We start from the raw sequence: 21,089 nt of genomic DNA, 5'->3' as shown, positions 1-21,089 counted from the left end.
TAATAATCTGCTTAGTAAAAAAGCAAATAACCACTAGATAATAATTAGTATTATAGTTATAATTTGACTTAGGAATGCAGTTTCATAAAGCTATATTTTGACGCACTACAAAAGAGTAACACGTAAAGAGTTGGTCTTCAAAATACCATCTAAATCACAGGTCGCTGTCGTAAAAGAATTAGACAAATTGGAACGTAAAATGGGAATGTTATTCTCAAAAACATTTAAAACAATAACTTGATATATAGCACTTTCCATCTCTCTATTAATACTAGAATCTTTCATAATGCCTCCAACAAAATAATAAAACGCCCTAATCGATAGAAGTTATATTCTTAAGCGACTAGGTCTTTAAATTAAAGCTATGTTAGGCAATATTGATGATAAAGTATATAAGTATATTTTGTGTCAGTTAAATATTCTATTTAGAATTATTGTCTTTATTTTTTTGTGATTTATAGATTGAAATATTACTACAAAAAATCCCAATAGCACAAAATAATATAATACCGTTAGTCCAATTTGGCTTTCCTTTAATTATTGCATATACAAAGGTTATTGAAGCAATAATAATTGCAAATACAGAAATAATTACTCCTACTTTTGAACTTTTCTTATTATCTTTCATATTAATCCCCCCTTATACACAAATTATAAATAATCCTGCATAAAATTATACTTATACAGTCCTAAAAAATTTTGTAAATACAGAAATAAATATTATAATTAGTCCACATAATAATAAAAAAGTTGCTTGTCCTTTTTTATTCCTGGTATATGAGGAATACGCATCTAATATACTTATGCTGCCTAACAATATAAATGCAATTGACATTGCAATTCCACTATTAATGATATTAAATAAGCCTAAAACCATCAATATAAGAGCAATTACTGCAATAAATGTCTTACAACCTTTTAATTTTTTCAACTTAGTTCCTCCCTATAATACTTTTACTAATATATGTATTATAGTATAAATTTGTCTAATTATCAAATGGTCTTTGCCTTGTATATATCATTAAACTCCCTAAGGTTGCATCGATAATAAGCATTATTTGCTTTTTATTATATCCCGTTGGCAAAATGCATTTTGAGGATAATTAAACATTTTACATTATTTACTGGGAAATGATCTAGTATTGCAATTGCTAATCTATTTAAAACTTCAGAGGGATTCTAAATCTCCTTCTGAAGTCGTTAATACTGTTTTATATATATATTCTTATTTATATATTGTTTTACCTAAATCTGAAGAATGCTGTGTAGCTTCAAAATGCTTTCCATCTTAAGTAAATTTAACTCCATCAATCCAGTAACCTTTGTATTCTCTTTGAAGTATATTTTCTATAAGGTTATACTCAGTAATTTCCCCACCTACTGAACCTTGCATTCTTTGATAACTGAACCACGCACACTCGTTACTTCAGTGGTGAGTTAGTGGTTCTTATACGGGAGTAAAAACATGTTTATAATTTAAAAATAGAATATTTGTTCGCATTTTTGTTATAATAGCTGCGTATGTAGGACATAATAATAGTATTAAAAAGGAGGCGTTTATCTTGTCAATGAGATTAACTGTAAAGGATAAGAATAAGTTATTAGCAGAAGAAGGTAAACAACTCGTAAACTATGGTTTAGTACTCAGAATTTATCCCAGTGAGGAACAGGAAACTCTTATAAATAAGACATTTGGGTGTTCACGGTTTATATATAACAAATATTTATCTGATAGAAAAGATTGTTTCTCAAATACAAAAACAACACTAAGGATGAATAATTACAAGGCGGAGGTTATGAATCCCCTTAAGCAGGAGAAAGACTTTGAATTTCTTAAAGAAGTAGATAAGTTTGCGCTAGAATCTTCCCTTGAAAATGTAGAGGATGCCTACTCTAGATTTTTTAAACATCAAACCAATTTTCCAAGGTTTAAATCTAAGAAATACGCTAAAAAATCTTATACTACTAAATTCACTAATGATAATATTAGGGTAGATTTAGATAAAGTAGTTATTAGACTTCCAAAGTTAAAAGAAGTCTTGTTTGCCTTACCTAAACAAAATAAAACTAATAATAAAATTTTAAATATTGGGAAAGCAACTACTAAGATAACCAAGGCTATAATTTCTCAAAAAGGAACTCGGTATTATGTTTCATTAACTATTGAAGAGGTTATTCCACTTATTAAAAAGTTGGAACTACATAAGATAGATAATTCTAAGATTATAGGATTGGATATGGGCTTAAAGGATTTTCTTATTGCCTCAAATGGAAGGGATAATTTTAAAACTTCAAATCCTAAATTTTTAAGGAACTCTGAAAAGAAGTTAATTAAACTACAAAAGCGACTACCTAAAAAGATAGAGGGTTCAAAAAACTACTTAAAAGCTAAAGAAAGATTAAATTTAATTCATGCACAAGTCGCTAATCAAAGAAAGGATTTCATGCATAAACTAAGTCGCAAACTCGTTAATGAAAATCAAGTTATAGTAGTTGAAGACTTAAATATTAAAGGTATGATAAAAAATCATAAATTAGCGAAATCAATTAGTGATGCAGGTTGGTATAAATTTGTAACATTTTTAAAGTACAAATTAGAGTGGCAAGGGAAACATTTAGTGAAAATAGATAGGTTCTTTGCTTCTTCAAAATTGTGTAACCATTGCGGTACTAAAAATATTATATTGACGTTAAGTGATAGGGAATGGACCTGCAGCAAATGTAACCAAAAACATGATAGGGATATAAACGCCTCACTAAATATACGTAGTGAAGGAATGAGAATATTAGGTTTAGTGTAATATATACGTAAGTCACCGCTTGGGACAGTGGTAAGAGCCTGTCTTCTAGTTATAGAAGAGCAAAAGTACTTCTTTTGTAGGAGAACATGTTAGACCATTATCTCGCAAGAGTTAAGGCTGTGTTTAATGAAACAGGAATCCTGTGACTTTTAGTCATGGGTAGTTCAAATAGTGCTAAGTATTTTCTTTATATTATCAGAAACCCCCAAACCTACTGTCTTAATCTCTTTTTCACTTATAACTTTATAATCAACATTTTTAGTTACTATCTTAAATATTCTCTCAGTTTTATCTGGTTTATCAATATTACTTTCTATTTTATCTGTGGATTTTGCTTCTAAGGCCGTTTTCACCGGTTGCAAAAATGCGTCAGCTCCTTCTCCAGTCATGTTTGAGTTAACATAGTACCTATATAAATTACCATCTTTATTATAACTAATTAGTAAGTTTGAAAATGTTTCTGGTATATATGCCTTTACCTTAAGTGACATATTAATATCAAAAGTTTTTTTACTATATAAATCCTTAATCACTTCACACTTGATTCCATCATATGCAATATTTTGAATTTTAAAATCTGTTAGAACACTGTCTGTTGTCAAAATAAATGTTGCTGTAGGAGATTTAAACAATGATAACTCCTCATTTTTTGTATATTTACTCAAATCGACTGCAGATACTTCATTTAACTTTATTCCAGTCTTCTTATCTATTGGTGTTTTTACATCCTGCTTATTCTTTTTTTCAGTGGTATCTACTTTATTTTCAGTAATTGGTTTTTGCTCGGGGATACCCACCTCGTTTTTAGTAATTGATTTTTGTTCAGGTACTGGTGTTGTTTTTCCACATGCCGTTAACAACATGCTACCAATTAATAATAATTGTAAAATTCTTATTTTCACTATAATTCCCCCTTTCTGATTTCGGTGTTATTTTAAGATCGGAATTAAACTAAATACACTTAATCTATATACCCATACATATTTAACTATACCATGATTACCATAATTAAACATATTTATAATTATTAAAAAATGTCTAATAGACTCAATCTAAGTAACTCAATTGGTATTGTGTTACTTTCAGAATAACAATAATACGCGCTTAATAAAGGAACCCCCTATATGATATAATGAATCATACCTGACACTTATAACAATAATATGTATAAGAATATGGAAATGTATTGAAGGGGTGTTGAACATGGAGAAGGTATTTGGATACATAAGAGTTTCAACTTCTACCCAAGTAGAAAATGGAATCGGACTAAAGACACAACAACAGCAGGAAATAGAAAAGTATTGTAAAGATAATAGCTTAGAGTTAGTGAAGATATTTAGTGATGAGGATGTAAGTTGGTACGAGTACAGACAGATTGGGCTTAAATAACCTGTTAAGTATCTTGAATTGCATTGTACAAATCACGTTCATCCGCTTGACCCATAATCATTTCTTCTGCGCCTTTTTCTCTTTGACCCCAGATAAGATTAACTACTATTCGAAGATTAGAATGAATTAAACTAAAGTAACTATAATATAAGAATTAAAAAAAATATATTACGGAGGAATTTTTTAATGAAAAAGGAAAAGATAGATAAACAAGAGGTAGAACTTATATTAGTTGAGTTTAAAGCAATGTATGAGCCTAAAAATAGAATTATTGATGGGATTCTATTAAAGGGACAAAATGAATTGAGCAAAGGTCAAGTTCCTCAACTTGTTTTGCAACGTGTAGTTGGTACAATTTATCAAGTAATTTTTATTGAAAAAGTTAATCTTGGGATAAGAGTTGGTGTAACATTTAAAAAGATGGAGGAACTTGCAAAGGCAAATGATTGTATGAACTTTGGGAGTTTATTTAATTGCAGGTATGATTGGTAAGTAGTTCATTTTATTACTATACGTTGTCTTAAATTATGTCAATATTAAAGCAGCTAATTGGATACATAAGAATAACAATGATGTCATGGAAGTCTGATTTCAAGGCATTGTATCTTTGAAGTATATTTTTAAAGGATTGTAGATTTATAATATAGGAAAAAAGTGTTCTTATAAACGGTCCAGCGATTATCGGTTATAATTGCGAAATCAGGCATTCCGCTTATATTAGAGACAATGTTATCATTGGTAATGATGTTGTAGTTGGAAACTCCACTGAAATTAAAAATTCAATCCTCTTTAATAAAGTGCAGGTTCCCCATTACAATTATGTTGGTGATTCAATATTAGGGTATAAAGCCCATTTGGGGGCAGGTGCAATAACCTCCAATTTAAAATCCGATGGAACATTAGTAAAATTAAAATATGGTACAGATATTATTGAAACTGGTTTAAGGAAATTTGGTGCTATTGTAGGCGATTTATCGGAAGTAGGATGTAATTCGGTTTTAAACCCAGGGACAGTAATAGGAAAAGATAGTATTGTTTATCCATTAAGTTCTGTAAGAGGTTATATTCCAGGGAAGAGTATTTTGAAAAATAATGGTGAAATTGTAGAGAGAAAATAAAGTCAAGGAACAAGAATATCGTATTATTTCAGAAATGAATTTTACTGTGTTTTAATTCGTATTTTTCTAATTTAGTGACGTAACTGTAATTTATTATGTAACTATCTAAAAGTAGGAGGAATGTATTATTATGAAAGTGAAATCATGGATTAAGTATTTGATTTACATGTGCTTAATTCTTATAGTAAGTTCATCTTTTCCTCTTGTTTTTGTATCATTTCCACTAAGGACTTCTCTATAAACCTCTTCAGGGATAATTGTTTCAAACATCTCCCATAATAAATTCAATTTGTCTATAGATGAAAGAGCAATTATAGGACTTGTATTACATACCACTTTAACCATTATCTTTTTCTCCCATTATATATGCTATTGTCTTATCATCATCTTCTTTATGTTCCTCGGTATATTCTCCCCAGGGAACATTGTGACTTACAAGTATATCAATAAATTCTCTAATACTTTTATCGGCAAGTTCAGCTGCCCTTGCTAAAGTAACTTTTTTATCTGTAAATAAAAATATAGCTATAGATAAATTAACTTTTTCATTTATTGTATTACCTACTTCAGATTGGACTAAATATGGATAGAACTCAGGCTTTATAGATACATTTGGCATACAGTTGCCTCCTACTTCTTTATTATAAAACTAACCATTACCAGGTGTTTTAATTTAAGTAACATACTGATATTATAACATGTTTTTATGTTTTTAAATATAACGTAAGATATTTGTTAATCTATATAATATTATTAGTAATTTATTTTCTATTTTTAATTTCATTATGCTCTGTATAGAAGAAACAGCTATTTCCAGTTTTTTCTATGGGATCGGATGCCGTTACATAAATTGGTAACGTTGTGGTCAATTTATGTTTGCTAACACAAATTCATCACATACATGGCTCTCTCCAGCAAAATCACAATACTTGCACTGCTTCCTATATAGTTCAATATTAAAATATAAACTAAAATCATAATTATTAAGTCTAAATATTAACTCCTTGATTTGCTTCTCATGAGTTCTATGAATACCCTCTGAATAATTAATAGAGATAATATCCTCTCTATACTGTGGTTGCCAAAAATTCATAGTTATATTTTCAAATGGTATCTCTTTATCAAATATTTCTAAAGACCTTTCACCTAGTATATACATGTAAACAATAGCTTGCATTCTCTTAATTACTTCCTTATAATCTAATTTCCTATTCTCCGTTTTCCAGTCCCATATTTCTATTTTGTTATTTGGCTTAATAATTATTAAATCGTACTTTGCCTCCATCCTAATATTATCTTTTCTCATTTTAATTTCATATTCCGGCAAATATATATTTTCATCAAAAATAGGAAATTTTTCTCGAAGTGAATTTGTAAATTCCATCAATTTAGCATCACTATCATTTATAACCACAGGAATATTTGAGAAATATCTTTGAGCTATAAGATGAAAATCCAGTCCCATGTTCATATTCTCATAATAATCCTCATCACTTATTGAATCTTTTTTCCATCTGATATTATCCAAATATTTTATTTTAAATTTATAAGGACATTTATCAAAAGTATTTAAAAGATTTTGACTATAGTAGACGTGATTTAATTTTCTAATGTCTATCATTTAAAGCACCCCTTTGAGAATTTATATAATCTTGAAGAACATAAAAGTACTTTGATGGTTTATCTTCATTCCATTTACCTTCATTAGATCGTGATGCCATTAAAATCAAATATTCTTTTGCCCTGGTTATACCAACATATAAAAGCCTTATTTTTTCATTTATTATTTGTATTTTAGCTTCTTTTAATGGATCTTCACAAATATTGTTGCCTAGAATTTTAGCAATTTCAGATTTACAAAGAACTGTTGGGTTTTTAAATTCATCTTTTAAATAATAATAGTCTTTAAATTTATCCGTTGCCATATAAGGGTATTGATACGATGTAACATTTAATATCAATACACAATCCCATTCGAGCCCCTTAGCTTTATGGCAAGTAGATACTGTTATTCTATCAGGAGATGGTTCATATCCTTCTAGGTCGTATATTATACCTGAAATGTGATCTAGTACACTGTTCTTTCCATCTAATAATTGCTCCGCCACATAATCTAATGAAAATTCACTATTATCAATAGATCCAAATCTAACATATGATGAAACGGCCTCTGCCATTGCTCTATCTTCAAGGCTAAAATTTAGAACATCACTAATATATAAAATTAGACTATCAAAATGAGTCTGAGGATATTCAAATATTGTTATAATTAAATCCAATGAGTTTAGGAATTGTTTATACACCTTGGAGTTTAATATTTCCCCTGGAATATCCAGTTCATTTATGTTACCACCACTTGGATATATAAGCTTTTCAACCTCATAACGACAAATAAAATCAAGCAACTTCTCACTTTCTTCATTATGTTCCTCGCAAAACACATTCTTAATTAAATCTTTAAATACAATACTGTCTTGTGGACTTGAAATAAATCGAAGTATATATCCTAGTATACTCACAACTTTAACTTTTTTATCTGATTTATTCGATAATTCATCACACTCAATATTATAAGATCTAAGCTTATCTGCTATTTCTCTAACTTGATTATTATAAGGAACTAATATTGCGCAGGTTTTATTAGGGAATTTTTCTTTGAATTTCATAGCCACTTGAACTGCTCTTTTAGTTTCTTCTTCCCTTGAATTACAAACCATAGTGCTTATGCCATAGTTATCTTGGATCGCTTTTGCTTTATCATTCAAGCTTTTAATGTTTTGATCTACTAATGCACTTCTACACTTCTCTTCTCCATGTTGATTGTTTGTATACCTAACTAGTTCATTAGCTAAATCGATAATATTATTTGTACTACGCCCCGCGCTGAACATTTTAAACGCATTATTTGCATTACTACAAAACTCCCTAAAAAACTTAGGATCAGATGCTGTAAATGTTCCTGTTATACTTTGATTAACATCCCCAACTCTTACTAAATTGCCACTTTTCTTTGAAATTAAGCTAAGTATCTTTCCTTGAATTAAGTTAGAGTCTTGACATTCATCTTCAAAAACAAAGGTATATTTCTTTTGTAACTCCGCTCTAACTGTGTCATCAGTTTTTAAAAGTTTATACGCAAGAATTAGCAAATCATTGTAATCTATATACCCCTCACTTTTTAAGATTTTAGTGTAAGTATCATAAATTTCAGATATATGTACTAAAATACTATTTTGATCTAATGATTTTATATCTTCTTTTAATTTTTCAGGAGAAATGTCATTTATCTTTAATTCACCGATAATCGTATCCGCTGTTATAAAAAAATCAATCCACCACTTATCTTGTTTCCCCGAGTATTTGTTTAAGGCTTTATCCGATATCATGCTCTTAAATGCAGCCTCTCCTCCCTTTCTTCGCCACATTGATATACAATTATTTAAATATAAACTTTTATTAACATCATCCAATATTTTAAATTCCTCATTAACCCCCATTACGTCTGGTCTATCTTTTAAGATTTTCAGCGCTAAACTATGGATAGTCATAACTTCATAATCATTTGATGCATTTATCCCCTTATTTTCTAACACCTTGGAGATTCTATGTTTAAAGTTGTTAACGGCACTATTCATGAAAGTTACTATAAGTATCTTACCAGGTTTATGAACCTTATCCTTTATAATTTCGCATACTAGATTACATATTATAAAGGTCTTTCCCGCTCCTGGAACTGCTGGGACTGCCATAGTTCCTCCGCGGTATTTCATTATAGGCAATTGGTCATCTCGATAGATTATTTCTTTAACTTCATTACTCATCGACTTCGTCGCTATACTCATCGACTTCGTCGCTGTACTCATCGACTTCGTCGCTATACTAATATCTTCATCACTCATCGCCTCTGTCAATAGTTTCACCTCTTTCACTTAATATTTCTATAAGTATATCTGCAAATTTACTTTCTTGCTGAAATCCACTTAATGAATATTCACTACCATATATGTATAATTCACGCTTGCATTTTCTTAATAGGCAGTTAACCACAGACATTAGAATTCCATACCCATTTTTATTTTCTATCTTTTCGGTATACATATCATCACTATTCCAATTCGACTTTAATACATAAGAATTTGATAATTCCCCTGCATTTCTTGGAGTCCACACATTGCTATTAATATCTGTCCAAATCTGAACCTTACTCGATAAATTAGAGGTCAAATAGGTGTAAGGAGATGTTAACACAATACTATTATTATCTAATAACATTTCCTGAATCTCATTCATGGAATAAAATCCACTTCCTTCACCTCGAATAAATTCTATAAACCTCTCCTCGCAGGATTTCCCTTTAAATTCTAATTTATCTAAAGTATTTATGAACCCTTCGCAGCTTTCATATAAACCTATATAGTCCTCTATATGTTCTTTAACTTTTGGAAGGCGTGCAAGCACTTGAGAGAATGCATTTCTAAAAAATTCGCCAAGGGACTCCGTGCGATCTATTAACTTAACTTTATAACTTTGTATCCACTGTTTTAACTCATTATATTTACTTACTGCCTCACTGCCTACTCTATCTTCAATATCTGCGCTAAGATCCTGTAATCCACCTTCCTTTGCAAAAGGATAAAGCAGAGAACTCCTAATGGGATCTAACCTTAGCATAAAGGAAAAAAAGTTTTTATAATCTTCATTTGTTAACCTTATACTTTTATAATCATTACACAATACTGATAGTACTATTAAAGGGTGTAAATATTCATTATCTATGAATCTGTCTTTTTTTGAAGTCTCCATAACTGATATATTTAATTCCTTTGCTTTTTTGTGAAGTTCATATAAAATAATGAAATCATTAAATGGACATATTATTGCTATGTCCTTTGGTTTAAGTCCCTGATTTAATAACTCTTCAATTTTTAGCATTATTTTCTGAACCATTTCCGCTCTTAGCTGTGATGACATATCTATAAATGCTGGGACATCTTCACTTATTCTTTCATGCATATAAGAATTGTGCGCTCTGTTATCTATAACACTGGCAAGTTTAATAAAATCATCATTGCAGCAAAAATGATCATCTAAAGTAATCTCGTGATATTCAATATTTAATTTACTCTTAAAGTAATCAGTATTAGCTCCATAATAGCTACACATCCCACCACTCGGATTATAAAACAAATATGCATTGTCCACTTTATTAATAATCTTAAATACTAATTCTTGTTCTGCAGGTGAAGCCTCATCTATATCATCTACTATAAGATATTTTATATTATTTATACTAGTATATCTTGAATCATGAAGCAAATAATTATTATATAAATAAAAAGATAGTCCATAATCGCAAGCACCATTACTCAATAATTTTGAGATATAATACATAGTTACTTCGTCTAATTGGTTATATGTTTCCTTAACTAAAAAATCATTTATCTCTAATGAATTATAAAGCCTAGTTCCTATTTCATCAAAAGGCACTAATGATAATGCAGCATTATTAATATTAGAAATTAAATCTGATGCTATTTTTGAAGACGTTGACGTTATATCTTGAAAAAATCCTTTAGATTTTCTAAAATGCGTAACTAGTGCTTTCATAGCATAATTTGTAGCATCAAAAGATGCGAACTCTGGCTTTAATATATTAATTTTTATTTCCTTGCAATTCTGAGTTACATATGGCCAATAGAGTGATAGTTCTCTCCTAATAAATCCATAATAAGAACTTTTTCTAATCTCAGAAGTAGTATTAAAAATCATATCTTTTGTCCATGTTATATTTTGAAATCTATTCATAAATAAGCATAATATATTTGAGCTTTTAATGTTTTTATTTTCTATCAGATCCATGTATTTAGAGATTGCAAGAGTTGTCTTGCCACTTGCTGAATTTCCTTTAACTAAGATACATTTCTCACTGAATTTATTTTCTTCCAACTTATTGTGGGCCTGGGTATAGTTCATAATCTCAACTCCATGTGATGCATTATTTTATTCCACTACTTCTACTATTATAACATTTCCATAAATGCATCACATACATGGCTACCGCAATTCAGATAAATATTCAAGAGTAACAAATATTTTCGCAGTGCGAATATACGTTCTTATAATGGTAATAATATTATTATAACATATATTATTTCAGTGCAAAATTTGTTATACTTAGGAGAGTGAAATACTAATACTATGGGATTTAATAAAGATTAAGGAATAAAAATTAATTTTGATAAACTAAATATTGTTGGGAAATTAATCTATATATATAAGTTATATGATCTCTTAAGGTGGTGAAGTAAATGGAAGATAAAACATTTGAGCTAATGAGCAAACTGTATGCAGAAATGAATTCAAGATTTGATGGAATAGATTCAAGATTTAACGTAATAGATAAAAAACTTGATGGAATAGATAAAAAGCTTGATAAAAAAGCTGAGAAAAGTGATATTGCTCGAATTAAGGCAAAATTGGATAATATGTCTAAAGCGTTATCTGATATTAATACGTTAACTTATGAAAAATTATCTGATCTCGAGAAACAATTAGAGAATATTTCATTAAAGGTAGAAAAACAAGATATCGAGATTCGGGTTATAAAGAATATTGCAAATTAATTTAAAAAACGAAAAAGCTATGAAGATATTTATAGCTTTTTCATTTCTTCTTCTTGAATTTTAGGACATTTTATATTGCAATTTATAAAATCTGTCCACAACTCTCCTTCTTTATCACCCCAATAACTACACCTAAAATCTTAGCCTCTTCACTTTTAATTTGTATTGGTTCATAGTTTTCATTTTCTGGTATAAGTAATATTGTATCTCCCATTTTCATGTACCTTTTCAAAGTTGCCGATTCTGAATCAGTGACTACAGCAACAATTTCTCTATTTTTAGCAGTTTGTCTAACTTCTAGTACTACTAAATCTCCATTATCAATATCTGCACCAATCATGCTGTCTCCCTTAACCTTTAAAATAAAGTGGTCTTTCCCACTACCTACCCAATCATTAGGTACATAAAACTCTCCTTGGGGTTGTGTATTCATATGCAAAGGCATCCCTGCTGCAATTTCACAGTAAATTTTAAGTGGTAATAAATTCAATTGTTCATAGTTACCTTCACCACCAGCTTCAGGTATAGAAATCTGCTTGATTTCATTCACATCCCTAGTAAACTTATACTGACGCTTATGTTTTAGATCATTATACTTATAATTTTCTAAAGAAGATGGTAACATTGCCGTGTTAAACTCAGGTATATCGTTAATAACCTCAAAATCCTTATTAATAATAATAACTTCATTTCCATTAGTTACAATTCCATATTGGCAAGTATTACTGTTAGACATAAAAGATTTTAATTGATTTAACCCATTTTCTAAATTCATATGGGGTGCTTTAACCACTATTAATACATATGGTATAGGATCATTATTGCTATAAATTTTAATAGCAACATCCACAGGTCCAAGCTTTGAAAAATTATTAACTTTATATTCAACATTGACTAAATCTAAGGGGTACTTATATGTAATGTTCAATTCTTTAATAATCCACTGTCTTACTTTTTCTTCATGAGAATTTATATCTATAATATTTTTCTTAAAATTATAATTTTTTAAAGACACGTCATAGAATTTACTTAATTTACATTTAAACTTTAATTTTAAATATTTTGAATCTATATCTTCTAAAAATCTAGAAGGCTTACCACTACTTGTTAAATATAATAGCTCGTTTGCCCTAGTCATCCCTACGTATAGTAATTTTCTCTCCATAGTTTCCTGCATGCTCTGATCTTCCGCGTCTGGGTATGATAAATAAGGTATTATACCTTCATTTATTCCTATGATAAATACAACCTTAAACTCTAATCCTTTTATTGAGTGTATTGTTAATAATTTGATTTTTTCTTCCTCAAAATCTTCATCAGTCTTTTCTAGTAACATAGATGCAACTTTAGCTTTATCAAAGTATTCCTTTAACACTTTTAGTTGGTTTTTATTTTTGCTAACGATTACAATGTCCTTATATGTATACTTCTCTATTAGAATATTTTTCACTTCTGAAATAATATACTCCGCTTCATTCTTTGGATTTTTCAACTCAGTACATGTAGGGTAATACCCCTGTCTATCGATTAATGATGGTTTAACGAAATTATCATCATTAATTATATTTTGGTCCTTTTCTAAGAGACTATATGCCGCTTGAGCAATTTGGGTTGTTGTTCTATAATTTTTAGATAAAACATTACTTTTACCCTTCATATCAAATCCTATACTAGTAAAACTTCTTCCCTTAACTAACCATGAATATGGATAAATACTCTGAGCCATATCAGCTACGAACATAAAACTAGAATATTCTTTTTCATTATGAAGTGCTTTTAAAAATTCTAATTGAACTCTAGTCAAATCTTGACTCTCATCTACAATAATATGAGTATATTTCTTTGTACCTTTCTCTTTTACCTGTTTTAAAGCCAATAAGCTGACATCTTTGAAATCAATAAATCCCGCATCATTCAATCTCTTATTATAGATACACATTAAATCAAAGATACCTTTTCTAACTGGAGAATTTTTCATTAATTTTTGTGGTCCATCTCCAATTTGATTTCCCATTCTGCCAAGCCTGTCTACATTTTGATATTCTTCAATTTCAGTATACTTCGATGCCTTTATCCATTGTATTTCATCGATTAGAAACTTCATATTTTCTGGGTCTATAACATTTAAATTAGGATTTAATTTTCTAACTTCAGCAATGCTTTGAGCCATAAAATCATACATAACATTGTTATCTAGAATTAAATTTAAAGAGAACTTATGTGTCTTCTTATAACTCAGGAAATATTTATAAATAATACTATCTATAGTTACTATGTTTACCTTGTTTTTATCTGCAACAAATATACTTGAAAAATCCATTTTATTTTCTTCCTCAACTTTGTTATAAATGTATTGAATATAATTAACTGAGGTTTTATTAAACGTTACCATTAATATTGCATCATCCTCTGCAAAACAATAATGATTTAATAGAAACGGTATTCTACTAACTGCTACTGTAGTTTTACCAGACCCTGCTACACCTTTAATTAAAAAATGTCCATTTGGTTTCCCCTGTATTAACTTTTGTTGTTCTACATTTAATCGCATGTTTCATCCCCCTAGAGGTATATTTACTATTTATATATATTATAGTATATATTTGTCTATTTATCAAAATTTAACTCAAAAAATATTATCATTTATGGTAATTATGTTATAGTTATATATATTACTATTCAAAATTATAATAAACTAAGAACTTTGGAGATGATTATATGTCTGCATTAATAGTTATGATGTTTATATTATTACCCGTAGGATTATATTTTATTTTTATAGGATGGCGCATTTGGAAAAAAGAACAGATAACGCTAATACATGATTATCATTATACAGGGGTCGCTGAAAAAGATAAAAAATCTTATACAGAAAAAACGGGTAAAGCATGTATTATAATGGGAATAGGGATGATACTGATGATGGGTATTATTATATTCACATCAAATACTTCATACGGTGTGATATGCTTTGGGATATTCTTTGTATGGGGATTGGTTATGATGTTTATGGCACAGAAAAAATATAATGGTGGACAGTAGTAAATAATACGTATAAACCGGAGGTATTATAAATGAAATTAATTGCAATTAATGGTAGTCCTAGGAAAGATAAAAATACTGCTACACTTCTAAATAAATCACTTGAAGGGGCCGCTTCACAATGAGCCGATGCTGATGCCATTATTTTGGGGTCTCCAATATATTTTGGAGCAGTTACTGGAGGTATGAGATCTTTTATAGAAAGATTTATGTTTCCATATTTGGTTTATGATAAATCTTACTCAAGCCTTTTTGGTTCTTTTGAATCATTGATTGTAGGCGACACCTACCAGTTTAATGATTATTCAAAATATGTTGTAACTGCATTTGATGAAAATAAAAAAGCACAAGTTAGAGACAATCAGTTTCCAACGGACTGTAAAAACGCATTCGATATGGGAGTAAATTTTGTTAAACAAAGTATCTCCAAATAAATAAAACATGGGAGAAATTAAGAAATAGTGAGAAAAATGAAATTAAAAGAAAGGGCTACAGGCTTCCTGCTATTGTTCCTATAGTACTATATAATGGCACAAAAAAATGGACCTGTGCTAGGAATTTCAAGGATATTATAAATGAAAGTCAATTATTTGGGGATAATATTTTAGACTTTAACTATATACTAGTAGATATAAACAGATTTTCTAAGGAATATTTATATGAGTTTAAAAACATTGCCGCGGCCGTATTTCTTTTGGACCAAGATATAAACGCCATAGAATTTTTGGAGAGATTAAAGAATATAATAATTAATTTTAATAAACTAACTTCTGAGGAAAAATTATTATTAAAAGGATGGATTAAAAATACAACTAATAGTAATGAAATATATAATATGAATGAGTTAGTAGATAATATTTTAATGAGGATAAAAAAGAGGAGGTTGAAATTATGGTTTCTAACGCATCAAACATCTTTGGAAAATTAAAAAGTGATGGAATAAAAGAAGGTAAGGAAGAAGGCAAGAAAGAGGGCAAGAAAGAGGGCAAGAAAGAAGGTAAGACCGAACTCCTTATAACGCAACTAAAAAAAAGATTCAATGGACTTTCTGATTATTATACAGATAAGATTAGATCTTTACCCGAGTATGCTATTGATAAATTAGCAACAGATATATTCGATTTAGAAGAGGTTGATGATATAAAAAAATACTTATAGAAAAGCAAATGAAATAGCTATGAGGAAATTTATAGCTGTTTCATTTCTTATTGTTAAATTTTTCTTTTTATGATAAGGAATCATATCTAATAATGGAACTTAATATGTTAAGTGTCTGAATCGGTTAATTTAAAGAACTTGAAAGGGGAATTTAAAATTATGAAAAAAATAAGATTAGCATTAATAGGTAGTGGCTATTTAAATGAGATTGTTGCTAATGCTTTAGAAAACAATTATCTTCCAGAATATGAGCTTGTTGGCGTGATGGGAAGAAATCCTGAGAGGACACAGGATTTTGCTAAGCGTCATAACTGTGAGGCTTGTGCCAATATCCAAGAGTTGATGGCTCTAAAGCCAGATTTTACAGCAGAGGCTGCCTCACCCCAAGCGGTGATCGATTATACCGAAACAATACTAAAGAGTGGATCCAACTTGGTGGTACTATCCATTGGAGCGTTTGCAGATGCATCCTTATATGAAGGAGTAAAAAAGACTGCAGCAGAGAACCATAAAAAGATATATATTGCCAGTGGAGCAGTTGGAGGCTTTGACGTTCTTCGCGCAACAGCCCTAATGGGTCCCATCAAGGCAACGATGACGTCTAAAAAATCACCGCTTTCGTTGTATCATACTCCGCTCTATAAAGAAGAGCTAATGAAAATTACAGAGCCTGAGCAAGTGTTTACCGGAACTACCAAAGAGGCTATTGAAATGTTACCATTTCAATTTAATGTGGCAGTTGCTACGGCACTTGCCAGTGCTGGCCCTGAGAAGACAACTTTTAATATCAATGCAGTTCCCGATTTCAGAGGTGATGAATACAACATTGAAATTCAAGGGGAAGAAGTGCAAACAGACCTCAATATTTATTCGAAAACAAGCAGCATTGCAGCTTGGAGCGTGGTAGCAGTTCTTCAAAATGCTGTATCACCAATTGTTTTTTAAGTTGTTTATGTTTATTTACTATTTTGGATGGATTAAATTATCATAGATATTCTTTCTTATCTTATACCGAATATCATGAGGATGATCTTTATAGACATCGATGATGTTGTTGCTACACCTATATACATTTTGATATAAATAGTATATTGTAAATATAGGTCTAGTTTGAAAGGTGGTGAAAGAGCGATGCCGATGAGAATGTTATTTGCAGCTCTTATAGTAATAGCAATTATTACTATCACATCCAAGGTAATAGCTAATAAAAGAAGGTAGTTGAGAATTATATCTTAACTACCTTTTTCTTATTTTCTAACCCATTAGAAATTTTTACGACATCCCTTCGATTAATCAGTTTCTAATTGTATTAATTCAACCTGGTTATCTTTATTTAAAATTAAAGTACTTGTATATCCATAAGGATGCTGCGTGGCAGAACCTCCTAAATTCAGTTTATAATACATTTCTTCATTAGTAAATATCGTTTCAAAAACATTAACATTAATATTATAATCATTAAGTACTTGCTTCGGAATATAAAATCCTAAAATTTTCCTTTTATCTTTTTCTATTAAACATACATTTGGATTGATTGTTATAGCGATCTTTTCTTCATTCTCAATGTACAAAGCATAATCAATAAGATATATTGAAACATACCTTTTTTCTCTTTTAATACAAAATCCATTTTGTTTATGCATAAAAATCTTTCCGATTTTTCTGGTTATTTTAAATGAGCAACCGTAAAAAGCGCCTATAAAGAAACAAACTATAGCATATAGATAATAATTCATATACTCCTCTGGATATTCAACCATATATACTATACACTCAGAAATTGAGCTCCATATTCCATTAGATTCTATATAAGTTAAATTTAACATCAATGATACAACTAATGCGCCAATAAAAAATTGTAATGCACAAATAAGTCCTAGACAAAACCTGATTATAATGTTAAAACCCTTCTCTTGATAGTGTTTTGAGTATAAATATACAATCCCCATCATACCCAATATTGGTATAATAATTAAATTAACTTCAAATATATATACAAGCACCCCATATATAGTTCCAGAGATTAATGATATTATTAGTGCCTTTAAAAGAATGGTTACAGGATTTCTATCAATAACCTTTTCATCCTTCACTTCACTATACATTTCATTAATTACTTCCTCTTCAATGCCCTGCTCCTGAACTTGCTCTTGTACTTTAAGAACTATCGTAGCAAATAATTTTTCAGGTTCTGCTTTAGGAAAAGATTTTAATGGGATGGTCATAGTGTACCCCCCTCCTAAGCTTTCTGATAATGAGGTCATAAAATTATTCTTTCTTTTTTTTATAGTTTCTTTTGACATTATTCCAATATATAAAACATTATTCAAGGAAAATGTCTGTACATCGATTATATCAGTCCAGTTTAGTTTTTTAGAAATGAAATTGGTTTTAAATGAGATTTCTTGATTAGTAAGTTCTAAACAAGTTTTTTTCATAACTCCCGAGTAAATCCAAGCATATGCCAAAAACAATCCCAATACCAAACATATTAGTCTAAAAATTATCCAACCAAAATTATTTATGGGTATAAATGCTACTCCTACAAACAAAATTATCATAATTACTAAAAATACGTGCATTCCAAAACTATAGCCTGAATGTACAGTAAAGGGTAATGCATACTCCCCAGATTTTTTTTGATTATCTTCCATAGTTAACTCCCTACCTTCTTATAAATTTATATTACTGTTTGGAATAATGTCACCTACAAATAATTTAACCTCACCGTGATCTTGCTGTGAAAATTTTCTTCTCGTCAATTATCACACCCCTATAATATTAAATTTAACCATTTATTCACTCCTTTGAAACTATGTTACGAGTGTTTCCTATATTGGACTGTTTATGTCATTGTAATAAACTTCAATTCCACATACACTTCACTTGATTGTTTCGCAATAAGTACCTTGTATATGTTTAGCACACTTAATTTCTTCGTAAGAAAGTTGCCATAGATAACCCATTTTGATATTTTTATAACCACTAAGAAGTCCAATATCAAGTGGGACATCTTGATAGGCACGTTTTGTTAATTTATAAGGAGTAAAATCAATAACAACTACTCCCTGACCATTGTAATATTCTTTTGAGTATACGCCAGCTTTCCATAACGACTTGTCTTCCTTTTTCTTTTCAATTAGTTGGTCACTGAGAACCATAGAAATATCAATATCTGTATTCCCTACATATCCAGAACACAATATTCTTCGTTCACCATAACCATACTCCCCTATAAAATCATCGAATTCAACTTTTGTTATTTGAATATATTCAGGTATACTAGCAAATCCCGTATACCATTCAAATGCATAAATATTAGTTCCAAACATACCCACTGTGCAATAATTACCCTTTTTAATTGTTTTGTAATCCTTATAATTCATTCTAAATTTCCCTTTCTACATCATCAATTTCTAGTTTCTTAATCGAAATCTCCCATACTATTTTACTCATTTTATACCTATTATTCTCAGTTTCCTCTATTCCTTGATTATTTTAAATAATGTCTATGTTTAAGAAAGATATTGATGATATGAACATTTTTACTTTTTATTTTTATCATACTTCTGTAAAATTATAATGAAAATAATGCTACCCATAGTAGCTACAAACACAACCACACCTACCACACAAACAGTGATATTTTTAACATCATTTTTATAATTTACTTGTTAATATATCTAATGAGCTATTCCCTCCGATATTGATACTATTGGTCTCATTGACAATTCATTCATCACCTTTATTAAAATATCACACTTACTTTCCAGCTCTACTATTTTGTACCAATTATACCATATATGTTATATAATATATTCATCACTTACATGATAAATTAATGCTATACTAATTTTAGTATAAATTAGAGTATGTAGAAATCTCTGAGGGACTCTGTTGTCAAATGCTCCATTTAAGATGTTATGATACTGAGCCGCAAAGCTTTGAAATTATGGAATAGTTTTGCAAAGATAATCGGTATAAAAGAATTTCTCTTAAACATCAAGAAATCTACCAAGCTAAAGTTACTGAAATAGTTGGCGGTCCATCCTATACCTCAGAAGAGTTATCTGCGGGTTTTAATTTAAAGTGGTTAGATTTTGAGACTGCCATAGCGACTATTGAAAATGATAAACCAAATAATTACATCGGAAGATTCATACAAAAAAGAGATTTAGCATTTTTGTTGAAAGCCAAAGAAAGGTATTGATAATATGAACATTTTACTTTTTATTTTCATCAAATTTCTGGAAAATTATATCAAAATAATGCTACCCACATCATAAATGTTTTATGATGTTCACAATTATAAAAAGCCCTAATCGATAGAATATATATTCTTAATCGACTAGGGCTAGTAAGTATGGATTTTGTAATGTTACAATTCAATATAACCTTTACTTTTCATCGTAAATAAAATCTTTTATAATATCCAGCAATTTTCCCTTATCTAGGCTTTCAATATTATTTATTGCCTTAATGTCCTTTATTAATTTTCTTCTTAAATTTTCATCAGCCTTATATTCTTTATAGGCTTTATCAGGTCTATAAGTTTTTTCAGCTTTATAATTCTTGAAATTTTTATGAGCTTCATCAGGTTTTTCGTTTATATAGAATTCCTCTCCACTTTCAACTATTCTAGAGTTGTAGCCCTTAGAATTTAATAACTGTTGAAAACTCTCCTGCGCTTCTTGATCTCCGTGAACAAGCAGAATTTCCTTTGGTTTTTCCATAAGGCCTTCTACCCAATTGAATAACCCATTTCTATCTGCGTGTCCTGATAATCCCTCTAGGTTATAAATATGAGCTTTAATAGCAATTGGTTCACCAAATATCTTAACTATCTCTGCTCCCCCTACTATGCTTTTTCCCAAGGTTCCTTCTGCTTGATATCCTACAAAAACAATTGATGATTCTTCTCTCCACAAATTGTACTTAAGATGATGTTTTATTCTACC

At 29.6% G+C, this 21,089-nt stretch carries 21 protein-coding genes and 2 pseudogenes; 10 read left to right on the top strand and 13 right to left on the bottom strand.

The window, feature by feature from the left end; all coding sequences use genetic code 11:
* Positions 1-105 precede the first annotated feature (105 nt).
* The 3 genes from KPL55_RS23335 to KPL55_RS23325 all read right to left on the bottom strand — a co-directional run bounded on the left by KPL55_RS23335 (position 106) and on the right by KPL55_RS23325 (position 931).
* Positions 106-285 carry a hypothetical protein gene (locus tag KPL55_RS23335; RefSeq protein WP_216309158.1) on the bottom strand — a complete coding sequence of 60 codons (180 nt, stop codon included), beginning with the start codon at positions 283-285 and terminating at the stop codon, positions 106-108.
* A 136-nt stretch (positions 286-421) separates the two neighbouring features.
* The gene (locus tag KPL55_RS23330) at positions 422-628 is read right to left on the bottom strand and encodes a hypothetical protein (protein WP_216309157.1); all 207 of its coding nucleotides are present in this window, start codon (positions 626-628) and stop codon (positions 422-424) included.
* A 51-nt stretch (positions 629-679) separates the two neighbouring features.
* Positions 680-931, bottom strand: coding sequence for a hypothetical protein (locus KPL55_RS23325; RefSeq protein ID WP_216309156.1), 252 nt, complete (start codon positions 929-931; stop codon positions 680-682).
* 637 nt (positions 932-1,568) lie between these two features.
* Between KPL55_RS23325 and KPL55_RS23320 the strand changes: the two genes are divergently transcribed.
* Entirely contained in the window at positions 1,569-2,801 is a 1,233-nt protein-coding gene (locus tag KPL55_RS23320; RefSeq protein ID WP_246599778.1) for an RNA-guided endonuclease TnpB family protein, read from the top strand.
* Between the two features lie 164 nt (positions 2,802-2,965).
* Here KPL55_RS23320 and KPL55_RS23315 read toward each other — a convergent pair whose 3' ends face one another.
* Entirely contained in the window at positions 2,966-3,703 is a 738-nt protein-coding gene (locus KPL55_RS23315; RefSeq protein ID WP_216309155.1) for a hypothetical protein, read from the bottom strand.
* 301 nt (positions 3,704-4,004) lie between these two features.
* Between KPL55_RS23315 and KPL55_RS23310 the strand changes: the two genes are divergently transcribed.
* From KPL55_RS23310 to KPL55_RS23300, 3 genes and pseudogenes are all read left to right on the top strand, one after another.
* Positions 4,005-4,190 (top strand): recombinase family protein, encoded by a 186-nt coding sequence (locus KPL55_RS23310; RefSeq protein WP_216309154.1) that lies wholly within the window; start codon positions 4,005-4,007, stop codon positions 4,188-4,190.
* 186 nt (positions 4,191-4,376) lie between these two features.
* On the top strand, positions 4,377-4,682 hold the full coding sequence (locus KPL55_RS23305) for a hypothetical protein (RefSeq protein WP_216309153.1): 306 nt from the start codon (positions 4,377-4,379) through the stop codon (positions 4,680-4,682).
* A 161-nt stretch (positions 4,683-4,843) separates the two neighbouring features.
* Positions 4,844-5,308: pseudogene (locus KPL55_RS23300) on the top strand (LbetaH domain-containing protein); the annotation flags it as partial.
* Between the two features lie 162 nt (positions 5,309-5,470).
* On the opposite strand, the gene KPL55_RS23295 reads toward KPL55_RS23300, so the two are convergent.
* The 5 genes from KPL55_RS23295 to KPL55_RS23265 form a co-directional block, all read right to left on the bottom strand.
* The gene (locus KPL55_RS23295; RefSeq protein WP_216309152.1) at positions 5,471-5,653 is read right to left on the bottom strand and encodes a PIN domain-containing protein; all 183 of its coding nucleotides are present in this window, start codon (positions 5,651-5,653) and stop codon (positions 5,471-5,473) included.
* Positions 5,646-5,927, bottom strand: a complete 282-nt coding sequence (locus tag KPL55_RS23290; protein WP_216309151.1) for a UPF0175 family protein — start codon at positions 5,925-5,927, stop codon at positions 5,646-5,648. The genes KPL55_RS23295 and KPL55_RS23290 overlap by 8 nt, the downstream gene beginning before the upstream one ends.
* A gap of 246 nt (positions 5,928-6,173) precedes the next feature.
* A complete protein-coding gene (locus KPL55_RS23285) occupies positions 6,174-6,929 on the bottom strand; it encodes a PD-(D/E)XK nuclease family protein (protein ID WP_246599777.1) in 756 nt (251 codons plus the stop codon).
* The gene (locus KPL55_RS26155; RefSeq protein ID WP_246599776.1) at positions 6,916-9,219 is read right to left on the bottom strand and encodes an ATP-dependent helicase; all 2,304 of its coding nucleotides are present in this window, start codon (positions 9,217-9,219) and stop codon (positions 6,916-6,918) included. The genes KPL55_RS23285 and KPL55_RS26155 overlap by 14 nt, the downstream gene beginning before the upstream one ends.
* Positions 9,200-11,281: a hypothetical protein gene (locus tag KPL55_RS23265; protein WP_216309150.1), complete on the bottom strand. Its 2,082-nt coding sequence runs from the start codon at positions 11,279-11,281 to the stop codon at positions 9,200-9,202. The genes KPL55_RS26155 and KPL55_RS23265 overlap by 20 nt, the downstream gene beginning before the upstream one ends.
* Before the next feature lie 335 nt (positions 11,282-11,616).
* Between KPL55_RS23265 and KPL55_RS23260 the strand changes: the two genes are divergently transcribed.
* Positions 11,617-11,931 carry a hypothetical protein gene (locus tag KPL55_RS23260; RefSeq protein ID WP_216309149.1) on the top strand — a complete coding sequence of 105 codons (315 nt, stop codon included), beginning with the start codon at positions 11,617-11,619 and terminating at the stop codon, positions 11,929-11,931.
* A gap of 82 nt (positions 11,932-12,013) precedes the next feature.
* On the opposite strand, the gene KPL55_RS23255 is transcribed toward KPL55_RS23260, so the two are convergent.
* Positions 12,014-14,482 (bottom strand): S24 family peptidase, encoded by a 2,469-nt coding sequence (locus tag KPL55_RS23255; protein ID WP_216309148.1) that lies wholly within the window; start codon positions 14,480-14,482, stop codon positions 12,014-12,016.
* Positions 14,483-14,649: 167 nt separating this feature from the next.
* On the opposite strand from KPL55_RS23255, the gene KPL55_RS23250 reads away from it, so the two are divergent.
* From KPL55_RS23250 to KPL55_RS23230, 5 genes and pseudogenes are all read left to right on the top strand, one after another.
* Positions 14,650-14,973 (top strand): DUF3784 domain-containing protein, encoded by a 324-nt coding sequence (locus tag KPL55_RS23250; RefSeq protein WP_216309147.1) that lies wholly within the window; start codon positions 14,650-14,652, stop codon positions 14,971-14,973.
* A 32-nt stretch (positions 14,974-15,005) separates the two neighbouring features.
* Positions 15,006-15,407 (top strand): annotated as a pseudogene (locus KPL55_RS23245) (NAD(P)H-dependent oxidoreductase).
* Entirely contained in the window at positions 15,404-15,901 is a 498-nt protein-coding gene (locus KPL55_RS26855; RefSeq protein ID WP_216309159.1) for an Rpn family recombination-promoting nuclease/putative transposase, read from the top strand. The pseudogene KPL55_RS23245 and the gene KPL55_RS26855 overlap by 4 nt, the downstream one beginning before the upstream one ends.
* Positions 15,865-16,131 (top strand): DUF4351 domain-containing protein, encoded by a 267-nt coding sequence (locus KPL55_RS23235; RefSeq protein WP_216309146.1) that lies wholly within the window; start codon positions 15,865-15,867, stop codon positions 16,129-16,131. Before KPL55_RS26855 ends, KPL55_RS23235 begins: the two co-directional genes overlap by 37 nt.
* 159 nt (positions 16,132-16,290) lie before the next feature.
* Positions 16,291-17,076 (top strand): aspartate dehydrogenase domain-containing protein, encoded by a 786-nt coding sequence (locus KPL55_RS23230; protein WP_216309145.1) that lies wholly within the window; start codon positions 16,291-16,293, stop codon positions 17,074-17,076.
* 344 nt (positions 17,077-17,420) lie between these two features.
* On the opposite strand, the gene KPL55_RS23225 is transcribed toward KPL55_RS23230, so the two are convergent.
* From KPL55_RS23225 to KPL55_RS23215, 3 genes are all read right to left on the bottom strand, one after another.
* Complete coding sequence (locus tag KPL55_RS23225) at positions 17,421-18,785, bottom strand: YdbT family protein (protein ID WP_216309144.1); 1,365 nt, start codon at positions 18,783-18,785, stop codon at positions 17,421-17,423.
* Between the two features lie 228 nt (positions 18,786-19,013).
* On the bottom strand, positions 19,014-19,517 hold the full coding sequence (locus KPL55_RS23220; RefSeq protein WP_216309143.1) for a hypothetical protein: 504 nt from the start codon (positions 19,515-19,517) through the stop codon (positions 19,014-19,016).
* A gap of 1,011 nt (positions 19,518-20,528) precedes the next feature.
* On the bottom strand, positions 20,529-21,089 hold a 561-nt coding region (locus KPL55_RS23215; protein ID WP_281418904.1), incomplete at its 5' end, for an MBL fold metallo-hydrolase RNA specificity domain-containing protein.

It is taken from the genome of Clostridium lacusfryxellense (genome assembly GCF_018861735.1).
In the GTDB taxonomy this organism is placed as follows: domain Bacteria; phylum Bacillota; class Clostridia; order Clostridiales; family Clostridiaceae; genus Clostridium_AD; species Clostridium_AD lacusfryxellense.
The sequence above is the reverse complement of the archived record's forward strand: the minus strand, read 5'-3'. Positions and strand labels throughout refer to the sequence as shown.

What these genes read in the sequence shown, in the direction of transcription:
- KPL55_RS23265 (WP_216309150.1), bottom strand. Translation starts at nt 11,281, where the DNA reads ATGAACTATACCCAGGCCCACAATAAGTTGGAAGAAAATAAATTCAGT.
- KPL55_RS23260 (WP_216309149.1), top strand. Translation starts at nt 11,617, where the DNA reads ATGGAAGATAAAACATTTGAGCTAATGAGCAAACTGTATGCAGAAATG.
- KPL55_RS23255 (WP_216309148.1), bottom strand. Translation starts at nt 14,482, where the DNA reads ATGCGATTAAATGTAGAACAACAAAAGTTAATACAGGGGAAACCAAAT.
- KPL55_RS23320 (WP_246599778.1), top strand. Translation starts at nt 1,569, where the DNA reads ATGAGATTAACTGTAAAGGATAAGAATAAGTTATTAGCAGAAGAAGGT.
- KPL55_RS23290 (WP_216309151.1), bottom strand. Translation starts at nt 5,927, where the DNA reads ATGCCAAATGTATCTATAAAGCCTGAGTTCTATCCATATTTAGTCCAA.
- KPL55_RS23335 (WP_216309158.1), bottom strand. Translation starts at nt 285, where the DNA reads ATGAAAGATTCTAGTATTAATAGAGAGATGGAAAGTGCTATATATCAA.
- KPL55_RS23220 (WP_216309143.1), bottom strand. Translation starts at nt 19,517, where the DNA reads ATGAATTATAAGGATTACAAAACAATTAAAAAGGGTAATTATTGCACA.
- KPL55_RS23305 (WP_216309153.1), top strand. Translation starts at nt 4,377, where the DNA reads ATGAAAAAGGAAAAGATAGATAAACAAGAGGTAGAACTTATATTAGTT.
- KPL55_RS23250 (WP_216309147.1), top strand. Translation starts at nt 14,650, where the DNA reads ATGTCTGCATTAATAGTTATGATGTTTATATTATTACCCGTAGGATTA.
- KPL55_RS23225 (WP_216309144.1), bottom strand. Translation starts at nt 18,785, where the DNA reads ATGGAAGATAATCAAAAAAAATCTGGGGAGTATGCATTACCCTTTACT.
- KPL55_RS23285 (WP_246599777.1), bottom strand. Translation starts at nt 6,929, where the DNA reads ATGATAGACATTAGAAAATTAAATCACGTCTACTATAGTCAAAATCTT.
- KPL55_RS23330 (WP_216309157.1), bottom strand. Translation starts at nt 628, where the DNA reads ATGAAAGATAATAAGAAAAGTTCAAAAGTAGGAGTAATTATTTCTGTA.
- KPL55_RS23295 (WP_216309152.1), bottom strand. Translation starts at nt 5,653, where the DNA reads ATGGTTAAAGTGGTATGTAATACAAGTCCTATAATTGCTCTTTCATCT.
- KPL55_RS23230 (WP_216309145.1), top strand. Translation starts at nt 16,291, where the DNA reads ATGAAAAAAATAAGATTAGCATTAATAGGTAGTGGCTATTTAAATGAG.
- KPL55_RS23310 (WP_216309154.1), top strand. Translation starts at nt 4,005, where the DNA reads ATGGAGAAGGTATTTGGATACATAAGAGTTTCAACTTCTACCCAAGTA.
- KPL55_RS23235 (WP_216309146.1), top strand. Translation starts at nt 15,865, where the DNA reads ATGGTTTCTAACGCATCAAACATCTTTGGAAAATTAAAAAGTGATGGA.